The following is a 13,108-nucleotide window of genomic DNA, read 5'->3' as shown; positions in this document are numbered from 1 at the left end:
ACTCAGCCCAACCAAAATAGGCAGCCTGAAAACGAGTTAAACCGCTTTTCAGGCTGCCTATTTAGAACCTGCATTCACTATTTTCATAGGCATCTTTCATGCCCTAAAAACGCGGCTACCACGTTAAAAATGCTCGCAAGGTGTACAACCTTGCTGTGCTTTTTGCCTTGTATCCACGCTTTTATGCCATCAAATCTGCCTATGAAAATAGTGAATACAGGTTCTTATACGCCCCCCACAAATCCTTCACACAATCTTCATACAATCTTTACAATCATCCCCTATAATCCCCCCATTCCCATCTCCCCAACAAGGCAACCCCATGAGCCACATCAGCAGCACCCAAAGCATCCCCGAGCACAGCCAAGTCCCCCGCCATGTTGCCATCATCATGGACGGCAACGGACGCTGGGCAAAAAAACGCCTGCTCCCGCGCGTGATGGGACACAAAAAAGGGCTAGACGTGCTGGAAAACATCTGCCACATCTGCAACGACACAGGCGTGCGCTATCTCACCGTATTCGCCTTTTCCACCGAAAACTGGCGCAGACCGGCCGATGAAGTCTCGTTTCTCATGGGGCTATTTCTCATCGCCCTGCAAAAAAAAGTCATCCAAATGAACGAAAAAGGCGTGCGCCTTAAAGTCATCGGCGACCGCAGCCGCTTCTCCGCCGAAATCCAACAAAGCATAGTTGAAGCCGAAGCCCTAACCGCCCACAACACAGGCCTAACGCTCACCATCGCCGCCGACTACGGCGGACGCTGGGACATCCTGCAAGCCGCCAACGCCCTGATTGCCGAAGGCAAAACCCACATCAGCGAAGCCGATTTAGCCAGCCGCCTGATGCTCGCCGAAGCCCCCGAGCCCGATTTATTCATCCGCACAGGCGGCGAAACCCGCATCAGCAACTTTATGCTCTGGCAAATGGCATACGCCGAATTTTATTTCACCCCCGTGCTGTGGCCCGACTTCAACCAAGCCGAAATGCAAAAAGCCTTCGCATCGTTTACCCAACGCGAACGCCGCTTCGGACGCACTTCCGAGCAACTGCCCAGCGAGCAGCAACGCCCATAGATTTTATAGTTGATTAAAATAAAAATGAGACAAGGCGACAACGCCCGCCGTGAAATGGTACATAAGGGCGTTGGCAACGCCGTATCATTGCAATTTTAATCAACTATTTGCCAGTGCACGGCTTGCAAGCAAGCCGTAGGAGCGCGGGGCAAGCGTTTCAGGCTGCCTTTGCCGTTGCGCCCGCGTTGAAAAATAGCCGTTAGGCAGCCTGAAAAACCAAAATCATGGATAACATCATCATCTACAACACCGAAGACGGCAAAAGCCACGTCTCGCTGCTCGTATCCGACCAACAAGCATGGCCCACCCAAAGCCAGCTTGCCGAACTTTTTGCCACCAGCATTCCCAACATCGCCACACACATCAAAAACATACTGGCAGACAAAGAGTTAGACGCAAATTCAGTTATTAAAGATTTCTTAATAACTGCCCAAGATGGCAAGCAATATTCAATACACCAACAATAATTTAGGCAGCCTGAAAACTTTACTAGATACCCGTTTTAGTTTCGCTGAAACGCGCTTCGCTCGTTTTCAGGCTGCCTAAACCACAATAAATGTTTACAATGGCAGCCTGAAAGCCATCTCGCGCTGCCACAACCACTATCCACAAGAAAGCCACCACCATGCTCAAACAACGCATTCTCACCGCCCTTGTTCTCCTGCCGCTGATGCTCGCCATGCTGTTTTTTGCAGGCAGCACGCTGTGGGCAATATTCGCCGCGCTGATTGCTCTGCTCGCGCTGTGGGAATACAGCCGCCTAGCAGGGTTTAGCCCCGCGCAGCAAACGCCTTATTTGGCGGGCACGGCGTTTTTTATGCTGACTGCCCACGCGGGCGGCTGGCAGTTGCCGCCATTTGTATGGGCAATCGTATTCGCCTTTTGGCTACTGGCGATGCCCGCGTGGCTCAACCAAAAATGGAAAATCCACGCCAACGCGCGAGGCATGGCAATCGGCTGGCTGCTGATGCTGCCGTTTTGGTTTGCGCTCACCGCCCTGCGCCCCAGCCCGCAAGAAGCGGGGCAACTGCTGGCGATTATGGTGCTGGTATGGCTGGCGGATTCGGCGGCTTATTTTGTTGGGCGCGCCTTTGGCAAACACCAGCTCGCCCCCGTGTTAAGCCCCAAAAAAAGCTGGGAAGGCGCGGCAGGCGGCGTGCTTGCCGTGTGCATTTATATGACGTTTGCCCGCAGCGCAGGCTGGCTGGGCTTTGACGCTTCATGGTTCACCACCATGCTGGTTGCCATCCTGCTCACGCTGGTGAGCATTGGCGGCGACTTGCTGGAAAGCTGGCTCAAACGCGCGGCAGGCATCAAAGACAGCAGCAATCTGTTGCCTGGGCATGGCGGCGTGTTTGACCGCGTGGACAGCATGATTGCTGTATTGAGCGTGTATGCAGCGGTGCAAGCGATGCTGTAAAACCTATTTTCAGGCTGCCTTGTTTATCCCCCAAAGGCAGCCTGAAAACGAAGCAACAGACGTTTCAGGCTGCCTAATCGTTACCATCCTAAGGCATCCTGAAACCCTATTCTCCCCACTCCACACAAGAAAGGACACCCCCATGCAACAAAAACCCTTAGGCGCAAGCGGCATCCAAGTGAGCAAAATCTGCCTTGGCACGATGACTTGGGGCGAGCAAAACACCGCTGCCCAAGCCCATGCCCAGTTGGATTACGCTCTTGCCCACGGCGTGAACTTTATTGACACCGCCGAAATGTATCCCGTGCCGCCGTGCAAAGAAACCTACACCCGCACCGAGCAAATCATCGGCGCGTGGATAGCGGCGCGGAGCAAGCGCGATGATTTTGCGCTCGCCAGCAAAATCGCCGGCCCAACGGGCAACAACGCCAACGGGCTGGAACCCTATATCCGCAACGGCAACGATTTTTCCCGCGCGCAAATCTTTGCAGCCTGCGAAGCGAGCTTAAAGCGGCTCAACACCGATTATTTGGATTTGTACCAACTGCATTGGCCCGAACGCCAAGCCAATTATTTCGGCAAATTGGGCATTGATAAACTGCCCGAAAGCGAAACGTTTACGCCGTTTGAAGAAATCATCGACGCGCTCAGTGAGCTGGTGAAACAAGGCAAAATCCGCGCTTATGGTTTATCCAACGAAACGCCGTGGGGCGCGATGCGCTACCTTGCCGCGCACGAAAGGCAGCCTGAAACCGCCCGCGTCGCCACCATCCAAAACCCATACAGCCTGCTCAACCGCAGCTACGAAGTCGGGTTAAGCGAAGTCTCGCTGCGCGAAAACCTGCCGCTGTTGGCGTATTCGCCACTGGCGTTTGGCGTGCTAACAGGCAAATACCGCCACGGCGCGATGCCCGCAGGCAGCCGCTTGGCGTTGTTTGAACGCTTTAAGCGGTACAGCAAACCGCAAGGCTTCGCGGCGGTGGAACGCTACGCGCACATCGCCGATGAAGCGGGGTTGAGCCTGACCACGCTGTCGCTGGCGTTTGTGAACGACCGCCCGTTTGTTGCCAGCAACATCATCGGCGCGACCACGCTGGAACAGCTTGCCGAAAACATCGCCAGCGCAGCCGTAACCCTGTCGCCCGACGTGTTGGACGCGATTGACGCGGTGCACGCCGAAATCAGCAATCCTTGCCCGTAGTTTGTTTTCAGACTGCCTATCTGTGCATCAATAGGCAGTCTGAAACAAAGTTCAGCGTAGCTAAAAACCATTCAACCCAACCCCAAAGGATAAAACCATGCGTTTACTCTTGCTTACCGCACTGCTCGCCCTGCCTGCCGTTGCCTCTGCCAACAAAAGCATTTATTTCACCAGCCCCAGCGACAATATTTTTTGCCTAGGCGATTCGCGCCTTGAATACGGCAACGACGGCTGGTGGGGTGTTACCTGCGAAATCAGTGACTACCGAGAAAACATCCAGCCACCGCAAAAACACCCCAGCGAAGAAGAATGCCCATTGGACTGGGGTGGCAGCTTCTCGCTTGAACCCACAGGGCGCACCGTCGTGGATTGTCGCGGCGATACTGATTCTATAGAAAATAGCCCCAAGCTGGCGTATGGCAAAACCGTTTACGGCAAAGGCTGGCAATGCACCAGCCGCCAAGACGGCGTGTTATGCAAAAACCGCAGCGGTCACGGTTTCCATATCAACCGCATACGGCAGCAGTTGTTTTAGTGTAGCTGCCACGCTTTTCAGGCTGCCTTATTATGCGCAACATAGGCAGCCTGAAACGCCCTTTTAACATCCACCCAAAACAGCCTGAAAATGCTCACCCTAACCCAAATCAACAAATCCTTCCAACAAAAAACCACCGCCCGCAACATCAGTTTCAGCGTCAGCGCAGGCAGCATCACCGCCATACTCGGCGCAAGCGGCAGCGGCAAATCCACCCTGCTCAACATCATCGCAGGGCTGGTGCCGCCCGACAGCGGCGAAGTCTATATCAACGGCGCAGCGCAAAACACCATCCCACCCGAACACCGCCACGTTGCCATGATGTTCCAAGATTTCGCCCTGCTGCCGCATCTCAACGTATGGCAAAACGCCGCCTTTGGGCTGCGAATGCGCGGGGTAAACAAAGCCGCCGCCCGCGAGCAAGCGCAAGAGCTGCTCAACGAAGTCGGCATGGGCAACATGGCAGAACGCCACATCAGCGCGTTATCAGGCGGCGAAAAACAGCGCGTCGCCCTGGCCCGCGCCCTAGCAGGCACACCCAAAGTGCTGCTGCTGGACGAACCCTTTTCCAGCCTAGACACCACGCTGCGCAGCCAGTTGCAAAGCCAAACGCGCGAGCTGGTGCGCCGCCGCCAAATCCCCGCCGTGCTGGTAACGCACGACCCCGCCGAAGCCTGCTTTATGGCAGACAACATCGCCCTGCTCGCAGGCGGCGAACTGCTGCAACACGACAGCCCCGAAGCCATCCTGCGCCGCCCCGCCAACGCCCAAGCCGCGCGGCTACTCGGCTGTCTAAACGTCTCCCCCGCGCACTACATCCCGCCCGAAGCCATCCGACTCGCGCCCAGCGGCGGCACATCCTGCACGCTGCAACACAGTTTCAGGCTGCCCATCGGCTACCGCATAGAAGCCACCCACCCGCAATGGGGCACCATCACCTTTTTCCACGACCACCCCGTGAGCGCAGACGATTGCCGCGTCGCCGTGGACGAAAGCTGCGTCGTGCGGTTTAATTGACGCGCTTGCGCCGTTTACCCCGTTTTCAGGCTGCCTTATTCGCTGCGAGTAGGCAGCCTGAAAATTACCCACGCCGTCATATTGCAAAAATTTCAGGCAGCCATTATTCCAGCCAGTGCACGGCTTGCAAGCAAGCCGTAGGGAACGCGCGTAAACGTTTCAGGCTGCCCAACATCCGCGCCCGCGTTTTGCCATCCCCGTAGGTCGGGCATTGATGCCCGACAAACACGCAATCGCCACAATCTGAAACCTTTGCAAAATCCTAACAGCAGCCTGAAAGTAAGAAATGCCGCCATTCCCGCGCAGGCGGGAATGACGGAAGTTACTATTTTTTGTTGTGTTTTAGACTTCACCAACATTTCAGCCTGCCCAAACGCGGGCGCAATCTTCGGCAGCCTGAAACCGCCACCCGCGCCCCTACGGCTTGCTTGCAAGCCGTGCCCTTGCATTAAGAACCTGTATTCACTATTTCCATAGGCATCTTTTATGTCATAAAAGATGCCTATGGAAATAGTGAATACAGGTTCTTAATATGGACGGGATGGCTTGGGCTTTTGAAGCAGTTTAATCGCTTGGCAACGCAATAATTTTCAGGCTGCCTATTGCGTTGGCAAATAGGCAGTCTGAAAGCCATTTCAAGCAACAAAATACCAAAAATAATAAAATATAAGCAATTTTAACCAAAACCATCGGCAAAAAACGGAAAGGAATAAAATTAAGTTCTAAACGTTCTATACCCTTTTCTTGTCAAAAAATGTAAACAAAGCTATCCTACGCGCTTTACAAATCCCAACCCAGAACATCATGCCACTACACCAAACAGACGACCTGCGCGTGAAACAAATCGACGAGCTTTTGCCGCCCATCGCGCATTTATACGAACTGCCCATCAGCGAACAAGCCGCCGAGCTGGTGGCGCAAACGCGCCAAGAAATCGCCCAACTGCTGCACGGCGGCGACAACCGCCTGCTGGTTATCATTGGACCTTGCTCCATCCACGACCCCAAAGCCGCGCTGGAATACGCGCAACGCCTGCTGCCGCTGCGGCAAAAATACGCCAAAGAATTGCTGATTGTAATGCGCGCCTATTTTGAAAAACCGCGCACCACCGTGGGCTGGAAAGGACTGATTAACGACCCGCACCTAAACGGCACGCACGACATCAACTTCGGCTTGCGCCAAGCGCGTAAATTGCTGTTAGAACTGGGCAACATCGGCATGCCCGCGTCCGCCGAGTTTTTGGACATGATTACCCCGCAATACTACGCCGACTTGATTTCATGGGGCGCCATCGGCGCGCGCACCACCGAAAGCCAAGTGCACCGCGAGCTTGCCAGCGGCCTATCCTGCCCCGTGGGCTTCAAAAACGGCACCGATGGCAGCCTGAAAATCGCCATTGATGCCCTTGGCGCAGCCGCCCGCCCGCACCACTTCCTATCCGTAACCAAAACAGGGCATTCCGCCATCGTGCACACCACAGGCAACGCCGATTGCCATGTTATCCTGCGTGGCGGCAACGGCGGGCCCAATTACAGCAGCGAACACGTTAAAAGCGCGGCAGAACAGCTAACCCAAGCAGGCTTAACGCCCAAGCTAATGGTGGATTGCAGCCACGCCAACAGCCGCAAAGACTTCAAACGCCAAATGGAAGTTGCCCAAGACATCGCCACGCAAATCCAAAACGGCGAGCAAAACATCATGGGCGTGATGGTGGAAAGCCATCTGGTTGAAGGGCGACAAAACGACCCCATCGTTTACGGACAAAGCATCACCGATGCCTGCATCGGCTGGGACGACACCGAAAAACTGTTGGACTTGCTGGCAACCGCCAACCGTTCGCGCGTGTAGATGTAGCGATTAAAGCCAAAACAGCCAAAGGCAGCCTGAAAACGCTATTTCTCGTTTTCAGGCTGCCTATTTTGTTTAACCAAACTGATAGCACGTTAGCGGGCAAGCAACCCAATTCCATTTAACACAGCGCGTAGGGTGTTTGGCTTTGCCACGCACGCGGTTGGCAATTTGAAACCTTTGCAAAACCCCTAAGGCAGCCTGAAAAATAAGAAATGCCGTCATTCCCGCGTAGGCGGGAATCTTATTTGATATTAAAAACCCGTTTAAAAACAAACCATTGACTAAGTTAAACCAAGATTCCCACCTACGCGGGAATGACGGAGAATTGACTATTTCTTGTTGCAGTTTAGGTTTTGCAAAGGTTTCAGGCTGTCTGAAACCGCAAAATCCTTTTTTCTTGGGAGATCACCATGCTTTGCCCCTGCCAATCCAACCAGCCTTACGCCGATTGCTGCCAACCCTTTCACACAGGCGAAAGGCAGCCTGAAACCGCCGAACAGCTGATGCGCTCACGCTACACCGCCTACGCCTTGCAGCAAGTGGATTAATTATCCGCACCACCGTACCCGCCCAGCAGCCGCAGCTCAACCGCAACGAACTCGCCCAATGGGTGCACGAAACGCAATTTCTCGGGCTCACCGTGCATCAACACACCCCGCGCATCGGCAAGCACCACGCGCAAGTAGTCTCGTTCACCGCCCAGCTTGCCCAACACGGCGCAACGCACGCGCATCACGAACAATCGGCTTTCGTGCAGATTAACGGCGCATGGTATTTTATAGACCCAACAGTCGCGCTCCCCAGCATGAAATCGCCGTGCATTTGCGGCAGCGGGAAAAAGTTTAAAGCGTGCTGCGGGCAGTTTTTTAAGTAAAACAGGCATAATGGACAAATTTACTGCTCCCCCCGCAAGCCTTACCCTATAAGGCTTGTGGGGATTTTTAGCAGTTTTTTTGTCCTATATGCCTGTTTTCCAATCTCGTTTTGACTTCGCCACAGATTTCATTTTCAGGCTGCCTATTATGGAGCATCGATGGCTCGCCAACATATTGCTTTGCTTGCCAACAGGCGTAGCACCAAGTTTCAGGCTGCCTCAAATGCACACACCCAAGACAGCCTGAAAACAAAAAATAGCACGGCAACAGCTCATCGCCCAATATCACGTTAAACAGGGCTTTAACAGGCTAACCATGTCGGCGAGCCGCCGATGCTCCATAGGCAGCCTGAAAAAACAAAATCCCCCGCTCTACCCGTCACACCATTCGCAAAATCCCACCCCATCCCACATCACCACTCAATCAAACAGCGCATTGATGGCATCATCGCTGCCACCTTTGCCCTTGCCGCCGCCGTTGTCGCTTGGATTAGCCAGCGCCTCATCCGCTTGTTTAATATCGGCGATGCGTTTTTGCGCTTTGACAAAGCCATTGTCGGCAGCGCGTTGATACCAGCGGTGCGCCTCGTCCACATTTTTGTCCATGCCCAGCCCGCGCTCATACATGATGGCAAGATAGTATTGCGCTTCGGCGTGGTTGGCTGCGGCAGCACGGGCGAGCCATTTGAACGCGTTGCCATAATTGCCCTGCTCGGCTTCTTCCACGCCCAGCGCGGTTTGCGCAGCGACATCGCCTTGCTCGGCGCGTTTTTGCAACGCTTCGGCTTGCGCTTGGGCAGCATCCAACACCTTGCCCTGCGGCTGGTTTTCCACAAACGCGCCGTCAAACAACACATTGCCCTCGCTGTCGGTGAGCACGCCTTTGCCCTCCAAATACAGCGTGGCGGGGTTGTATGCGCCTGCATAATGGTTGCCGTTGGCAAAATCGCAATGGGCGGTTTGCGCGTCAAACGTGCCGACGCACTCGCTTTGGTCGGCAAAGATGATTTTGCCGTTGCCCGCCATCGCGTTGTTGCGGAACGCGCCTTGATAGCGATTGCCTGTTTGCGCGGTCAGCACGCCCTCGCCTTGCATCAGGTCGTGTTCAAACGCGCCCTCGTAGCGGTTGCCATTCAAGGTTTGGCTGCCTTTGCCGTGGCGCAAATCGTCTTGATAATCGCCTTGGTAGGTGTCGCCGTTGGGCGCGGTGCAAGTGGCGATGCCGTTGAGCTTGTCGGCAATCACGTTGCCGATGCAAACCATGCCGTTGGCGCGGGTGATTTTTCCATTGGGGTCGTTGGCTTTGCCGTTTATGATGTTGCCCTCGAAGATGTCGCCATTGGCATAGCGCAAAACGTTTTCAGGCTGCATTGGGGCGGATGCGGCGGGCGGCGCGATTTCGCTTTTACCAGACGAATTGGAACTGAGCAGCGCAGACAAACCGCGAAACACAATCAACCCCACCACCGCCGCCACCACGCCCATTGTTACGTTGCGCGACTGACCTTTTGGGCGATGGCGCGAAGCGGTGCTGCTGGGTGCAACCATCGCGCTGCCAAAGGCTTGCGCTGGGCGAAACGGGCTGTCGGCACGGGGAAAATCCGCCGCCCATTGCTGCGCGATTTTTTCCAAATCTTGCAACGCCTCGTTTACCTCGCTGGCGGTGGCGGGGCTTCGCCGCTGTGCGAGCCTTTGTTGCCATTTTTGCGGATAAAATGGGCGCGTTCGGCTTGTTCGCGCTGCCACACGTTCTCTTTTTCCAAAATATAAATTTGCGAGAACAAGCTATCCAGCTTCAGCGTTTGCCACGCATTAGGATTGCTGCTGCCTGTGGCACGGCTGTTGTAAAAAGGATTGGCGACTTCCGCGCCCTTTTGGATGGCGGGAAGCTGCATTTTTTGCCAATAAACCGCCACCATGTATTCCAGTGCGCGGCGAACGGCATTGAGCGCGGCATCGTAATGCCCGTTGCGGGCATGGCTTTCGGCTTCTTGCGCGGATTTTTGCGCTTCGGCGGGCAGATGGGTGAGCGGCGTGAGAAAATCAAAACGAGATGGCATGATTGTCCTTTGGAGCAATGTTTTTCAGGCTGCCTATTATGGATACAACTTATGGGACAATGGGCAGCCTGAAAATGTTATCAAAATTTAAGCGGTTTATCTAACCTAGCCTCCCCAATTCACACAAATCACACGCAAAACAAAAGCCTGCTTCAAACGAAGCAGGCTTTAAAAACTTGGCACGCCCAGGGGGAATCGAACCCCCGTTACCGCCGTGAAAGGGCGATGTCCTAACCGCTAGACGATGGGCGCGTCTAAAAAAATAGTGTTTCTTGGCGCACCCGGAGCGATTCGAACGCCCGACCCTCTGGTTCGTAGCCAGATACTCTATCCAACTGAGCTACGGGTGCGTATTTGCACATTCAATTTAATTGCGCTTGCAAATCAAGAAAGCGCGATAATACAGGCGCAGCCGCGTTTTGTAAAGCACAATTTAACACAAAGCCAGCAATGGTTTGTTTTCATTGAGGATTATTACACCATGCTGATACCTGATATTTCTTGCGCGATGGTGGCGGCGTAGTTATCGGTCATGCCGCCGATAAAATCCAAAATTTTCATATATGCCAAATACAAGCTGTCGCGCTCGGTAATCGGGTCGTTTTCCAGCAGGCTCAATGCCAGTTTGTGCTGCTTTTTGCAGTGGCCCGAGATAATCAGCGCGTACGCGGCGGGCACCAGCAAATCCAGCATGGACGCAATGCAGGAAAACGCCGCCAGCTCCACTTTCACGCGGTGGCGGAAAATGCGCTCGCGGGCGAGTATTTTGGCGTTTTGCAATGCTTCGCGCACGGCGGCGGGGCTTTGTTCAATCAAATCTTTGCCTTGAAAATCGCCGTTAAGCAAGGCGGTGTGATGGGCGATAAACGTTTGCGCGATGCCGCCAATCGCCGCGCCGATGCCAATGCCGCGCATCATGGCGGTGCGTTCGCGCGGGCTGGTAGCGTGTTGCGTGGCTTCGGGTGCAACGAGCGGGGCGAGAATTTCGGCGATTTCGTTGTGGTTCAGCAAATCTAGGCTCACGGCATCTTCCAAATCCATCAGCGCGTAACAGATGTCGTCGGCGGCTTCCATCAGGTAGGACAAGGGATGGCGCGCCCAATGGTTGGCGGCAATTTCAGGCAGCTCCAGCTCGCGGGCGATGTGGGTGATAAGCGGCAATTCGGTTTGATAAATATTGAATTTGCGTTGCCCTTGCGGGCTGCTGCTTGTCCACGGGTATTTGAGCAACGCGCCGTAGCTGGCGGCGGTAAGGCGCATTCCGCCGCGATTGCGGTACATTTCAATGCTGGCGGTTTGGCGCAGGCTGTGGGCGTTGCCTTCGTAGGTTTGGATGTCGCGGCGTTGCGCGTGGGTAAGCGGGGCGGTGTAAACCGCGTTTTCAGGCTGCCTAAACCAATCGCGCAGGGCATCTTCGCCCGTGTGCCCAAATGGGGGATTGCCGATGTCGTGGGCAAGGCAGGCGGTTTGCACGGTGGTGGCAAGGTCGTTGGGCGAGAGCGGGGCGGGCAATTTTTGCTCGGCGCGTAATTGTTCGCCCACAAGGTTACCCAAGCTGCGCCCCACGCTGGCGACTTCAACGCTGTGGGTTAAGCGGTTGTGGGTGTGGTCATTTTTGGCTAGCGGATGCACTTGGGTTTTGCGCCCCAAGCGGCGAAAAGCGTTGGAAAAAACCACGCGGTCGTAGTCGGTGTGAAAGGGCGTGCGGTAAGGCGTGTGCGCTTTGGGCGGCGCGGCGGAGATATTGCCGTGTTCGTCAATCTGAAAACGGGTGGACGACATGAGTTGTTGCCAGTTCATCATCATGGTTTCCTTTGGGGTTTTCAGGCTGTCTTTGCGGAGCGGAATAGACAGCCTGAAAAAGGTTATCTTGTTGTGAAATAATCGTTTTTTGATTGTAAACAAATGTAGGCAGCCTGAAAAGCAGTTTTGTGATAGGCTTGCGGCTTTTCAACGCAATCAGAAAGGCAAAGCATGAGTTTAATCATTGAAGACTTACAAATGGGCGAAGGCAAATCAGCGCAGAAAGGCAAAAAAATTACCGTGCATTACACGGGCTGGCTCACCGATGGCACAAAATTTGATTCCAGCCTAGACCGCCACCAGCCTTTAACCATTACGCTAGGCATGGGGCAAGTCATCAAAGGCTGGGATGAAGGCTTTGATGGCATGAAAGAAGGCGGCAAACGCAAACTGACCATCCCGCCAGAAATGGGCTACGGCGCACATGGCGCAGGCGGCGTGATTCCACCACACGCTACCTTGGTTTTTGAAGTGGAACTGCTGCGCGTGCATGATTGATTTAAGGCAGCCTGAAAACGCAAAACGGTGTGAATCATCACACCGTTTTTTTTATTCAGTGGGCAGTTGAATCATACCCGCGATAACCAGCAAATAAGTCAAACCAAGAATCATCGCGCCATAAGCAAGCACAGCCAAGATGGCCAGCCCGATGGGTTTGCCCCATTTTTTCTTGTCATAATCATTGTTCACTTCATTGCGAACAAAATCAATTTGCTTTTTACCTAGTACAGCAAACCATGCTGCCCAAATTGCCGCAGCAGGCCCAAAGCGCGGAAGTTGAATATCAGTAAACATCAAGACAAAAAAGACAGCTAAATCTAATGCTACTACGCCCCAAACAAAATACATATTCTGTTTGGCTAATTTTTCTTCGCCCAATTCTCGCCAGTTAATCGCATGCAGCCAAGCACCGAATACAGGAGAGAACAATATCGCCCAAATTACGGCAGCGGTAGGATTCCATAGCTCGGGGACGTAATATTCTTCTGCCGTTTGCGGTTGTCGCGTTTCCTGCGTTTCATTTTTTTGCAGGCTTACGGTCGTTGCGGGCGTTGTTCCTTCAACCATTGCAGCCTGAAAAAATTCAGGCTGCTCTTGGCGCAACTTCGCATCATAGCGTGTCCGCACACTCTCCACCAACAACCACTCAGTAACCGCTTTTACCGTTTTAGCATCAAGATTGGATTGCTTTCTTTCAAGAGCAGCCTGAATCTCATCACTGGTTGCTGAATAAGACAAACCTAATATTTGATACAAATTAACCATATCCAT

At 53.9% G+C, this 13,108-nt stretch carries 17 protein-coding genes and 2 tRNA genes; 11 read left to right on the top strand and 8 right to left on the bottom strand.

Annotation, left to right across the window (positions count from 1 at the left end):
* The first annotated feature begins 322 nt into the window (after nt 1–322).
* Together uppS and Q4A85_RS02560 are read left to right on the top strand one after the other, a co-directional pair.
* Nucleotides 323–1,075: a polyprenyl diphosphate synthase gene (gene uppS / locus Q4A85_RS02565; RefSeq protein WP_303107596.1), complete on the top strand. Its 753-nt coding sequence runs from the start codon at nt 323–325 to the stop codon at nt 1,073–1,075.
* Between the two features lie 224 nt (nt 1,076–1,299).
* Nucleotides 1,300–1,542 carry a hypothetical protein gene (locus Q4A85_RS02560; RefSeq protein ID WP_303107595.1) on the top strand — a complete coding sequence of 81 codons (243 nt, stop codon included), beginning with the start codon at nt 1,300–1,302 and terminating at the stop codon, nt 1,540–1,542.
* Nucleotides 1,543–1,564: 22 nt separating this feature from the next.
* Here Q4A85_RS02560 and Q4A85_RS02555 read toward each other — a convergent pair whose 3' ends face one another.
* Nucleotides 1,565–1,717, bottom strand: a complete 153-nt coding sequence (locus Q4A85_RS02555; protein ID WP_303107593.1) for a hypothetical protein — start codon at nt 1,715–1,717, stop codon at nt 1,565–1,567.
* On the opposite strand from Q4A85_RS02555, the gene Q4A85_RS02550 reads away from it, so the two are divergent.
* The 6 genes from Q4A85_RS02550 (at nt 1,701) to aroG (ending at nt 7,096) form a co-directional block, all read left to right on the top strand.
* Nucleotides 1,701–2,495, top strand: a complete 795-nt coding sequence (locus Q4A85_RS02550; RefSeq protein ID WP_303107592.1) for a phosphatidate cytidylyltransferase — start codon at nt 1,701–1,703, stop codon at nt 2,493–2,495. The two genes, Q4A85_RS02555 and Q4A85_RS02550, sit on opposite strands and share 17 nt — an antisense overlap.
* 142 nt (nt 2,496–2,637) lie before the next feature.
* Nucleotides 2,638–3,696, top strand: a complete 1,059-nt coding sequence (locus Q4A85_RS02545) for an NADP(H)-dependent aldo-keto reductase (RefSeq protein ID WP_303107666.1) — start codon at nt 2,638–2,640, stop codon at nt 3,694–3,696.
* Between the two features lie 97 nt (nt 3,697–3,793).
* A complete protein-coding gene (locus tag Q4A85_RS02540; RefSeq protein ID WP_303107591.1) occupies nt 3,794–4,231 on the top strand; it encodes a DUF6636 domain-containing protein in 438 nt (145 codons plus the stop codon).
* A 90-nt stretch (nt 4,232–4,321) separates the two neighbouring features.
* Nucleotides 4,322–5,248, top strand: coding sequence for an ABC transporter ATP-binding protein (locus Q4A85_RS02535; protein ID WP_303107590.1), 927 nt, complete (start codon nt 4,322–4,324; stop codon nt 5,246–5,248).
* Nucleotides 5,249–5,253: 5 nt separating this feature from the next.
* Nucleotides 5,254–5,451 carry a hypothetical protein gene (locus Q4A85_RS02530; protein WP_303107589.1) on the top strand — a complete coding sequence of 66 codons (198 nt, stop codon included), beginning with the start codon at nt 5,254–5,256 and terminating at the stop codon, nt 5,449–5,451.
* 598 nt (nt 5,452–6,049) lie between these two features.
* Nucleotides 6,050–7,096: a 3-deoxy-7-phosphoheptulonate synthase AroG gene (aroG, locus tag Q4A85_RS02525; RefSeq protein WP_303107665.1), complete on the top strand. Its 1,047-nt coding sequence runs from the start codon at nt 6,050–6,052 to the stop codon at nt 7,094–7,096.
* A 75-nt stretch (nt 7,097–7,171) separates the two neighbouring features.
* Here the strand turns inward: aroG and Q4A85_RS02520 are convergent, their stop codons facing one another.
* Nucleotides 7,172–7,321: a hypothetical protein gene (locus Q4A85_RS02520; RefSeq protein ID WP_303107588.1), complete on the bottom strand. Its 150-nt coding sequence runs from the start codon at nt 7,319–7,321 to the stop codon at nt 7,172–7,174.
* A 188-nt stretch (nt 7,322–7,509) separates the two neighbouring features.
* Between Q4A85_RS02520 and Q4A85_RS13210 the strand changes: the two genes are divergently transcribed.
* Together Q4A85_RS13210 and Q4A85_RS02515 are read left to right on the top strand one after the other, a co-directional pair.
* Nucleotides 7,510–7,647 (top strand): YchJ family metal-binding protein, encoded by a 138-nt coding sequence (locus Q4A85_RS13210; protein ID WP_368500166.1) that lies wholly within the window; start codon nt 7,510–7,512, stop codon nt 7,645–7,647.
* Nucleotides 7,647–7,973, top strand: coding sequence for a YchJ family protein (locus tag Q4A85_RS02515; protein WP_368500167.1), 327 nt, complete (start codon nt 7,647–7,649; stop codon nt 7,971–7,973). The genes Q4A85_RS13210 and Q4A85_RS02515 overlap by 1 nt, the downstream gene beginning before the upstream one ends.
* 420 nt (nt 7,974–8,393) lie before the next feature.
* Here the strand turns inward: Q4A85_RS02515 and Q4A85_RS02510 are convergent, their stop codons facing one another.
* From Q4A85_RS02510 to Q4A85_RS02490, 5 genes are all read right to left on the bottom strand, one after another.
* Entirely contained in the window at nt 8,394–9,719 is a 1,326-nt protein-coding gene (locus Q4A85_RS02510) for a hypothetical protein (RefSeq protein WP_303107587.1), read from the bottom strand.
* Nucleotides 9,623–10,033 carry a DUF4145 domain-containing protein gene (locus Q4A85_RS02505; protein ID WP_303107586.1) on the bottom strand — a complete coding sequence of 137 codons (411 nt, stop codon included), beginning with the start codon at nt 10,031–10,033 and terminating at the stop codon, nt 9,623–9,625. Before Q4A85_RS02505 ends, Q4A85_RS02510 begins: the two co-directional genes overlap by 97 nt.
* Before the next feature lie 177 nt (nt 10,034–10,210).
* Nucleotides 10,211–10,285 (bottom strand) — tRNA-Glu (locus tag Q4A85_RS02500).
* Nucleotides 10,286–10,306: 21 nt separating this feature from the next.
* Nucleotides 10,307–10,383, bottom strand: a tRNA-Arg gene (locus Q4A85_RS02495).
* 124 nt (nt 10,384–10,507) lie between these two features.
* Nucleotides 10,508–11,836: a deoxyguanosinetriphosphate triphosphohydrolase gene (locus Q4A85_RS02490; RefSeq protein ID WP_303107664.1), complete on the bottom strand. Its 1,329-nt coding sequence runs from the start codon at nt 11,834–11,836 to the stop codon at nt 10,508–10,510.
* Between the two features lie 171 nt (nt 11,837–12,007).
* Here Q4A85_RS02490 and Q4A85_RS02485 point away from each other — a divergent pair, with 171 nt between their 5' ends.
* Nucleotides 12,008–12,334 (top strand): FKBP-type peptidyl-prolyl cis-trans isomerase, encoded by a 327-nt coding sequence (locus Q4A85_RS02485; protein WP_303107584.1) that lies wholly within the window; start codon nt 12,008–12,010, stop codon nt 12,332–12,334.
* 51 nt (nt 12,335–12,385) lie between these two features.
* Here the strand turns inward: Q4A85_RS02485 and Q4A85_RS02480 are convergent, their stop codons facing one another.
* On the bottom strand, nt 12,386–13,102 hold the full coding sequence (locus tag Q4A85_RS02480; protein ID WP_303107583.1) for a hypothetical protein: 717 nt from the start codon (nt 13,100–13,102) through the stop codon (nt 12,386–12,388).
* Nucleotides 13,103–13,108 lie beyond the last annotated feature (6 nt).

It is taken from the genome of Kingella sp. (in: b-proteobacteria), assembly GCF_030527935.1.
In the GTDB taxonomy this organism is placed as follows: domain Bacteria; phylum Pseudomonadota; class Gammaproteobacteria; order Burkholderiales; family Neisseriaceae; genus Kingella_B.
This window is presented reverse-complemented; position numbering and strand designations above follow the sequence as displayed.

Excerpts from the sequence above, each read along its gene's own strand:
- Q4A85_RS02520 (WP_303107588.1), bottom strand. The coding sequence starts at position 7,321 with ATGACGGCATTTCTTATTTTTCAGGCTGCCTTAGGGGTTTTGCAAAGG.
- Q4A85_RS13210 (WP_368500166.1), top strand. The coding sequence starts at position 7,510 with ATGCTTTGCCCCTGCCAATCCAACCAGCCTTACGCCGATTGCTGCCAA.
- Q4A85_RS02535 (WP_303107590.1), top strand. The coding sequence starts at position 4,322 with ATGCTCACCCTAACCCAAATCAACAAATCCTTCCAACAAAAAACCACC.
- Q4A85_RS02505 (WP_303107586.1), bottom strand. The coding sequence starts at position 10,033 with ATGCCATCTCGTTTTGATTTTCTCACGCCGCTCACCCATCTGCCCGCC.
- uppS (WP_303107596.1), top strand. The coding sequence starts at position 323 with ATGAGCCACATCAGCAGCACCCAAAGCATCCCCGAGCACAGCCAAGTC.
- Q4A85_RS02480 (WP_303107583.1), bottom strand. The coding sequence starts at position 13,102 with ATGGTTAATTTGTATCAAATATTAGGTTTGTCTTATTCAGCAACCAGT.
- Q4A85_RS02545 (WP_303107666.1), top strand. The coding sequence starts at position 2,638 with ATGCAACAAAAACCCTTAGGCGCAAGCGGCATCCAAGTGAGCAAAATC.
- Q4A85_RS02560 (WP_303107595.1), top strand. The coding sequence starts at position 1,300 with ATGGATAACATCATCATCTACAACACCGAAGACGGCAAAAGCCACGTC.
- Q4A85_RS02550 (WP_303107592.1), top strand. The coding sequence starts at position 1,701 with ATGCTCAAACAACGCATTCTCACCGCCCTTGTTCTCCTGCCGCTGATG.
- Q4A85_RS02540 (WP_303107591.1), top strand. The coding sequence starts at position 3,794 with ATGCGTTTACTCTTGCTTACCGCACTGCTCGCCCTGCCTGCCGTTGCC.
- Q4A85_RS02490 (WP_303107664.1), bottom strand. The coding sequence starts at position 11,836 with ATGATGAACTGGCAACAACTCATGTCGTCCACCCGTTTTCAGATTGAC.
- Q4A85_RS02485 (WP_303107584.1), top strand. The coding sequence starts at position 12,008 with ATGAGTTTAATCATTGAAGACTTACAAATGGGCGAAGGCAAATCAGCG.
- Q4A85_RS02555 (WP_303107593.1), bottom strand. The coding sequence starts at position 1,717 with ATGCGTTGTTTGAGCATGGTGGTGGCTTTCTTGTGGATAGTGGTTGTG.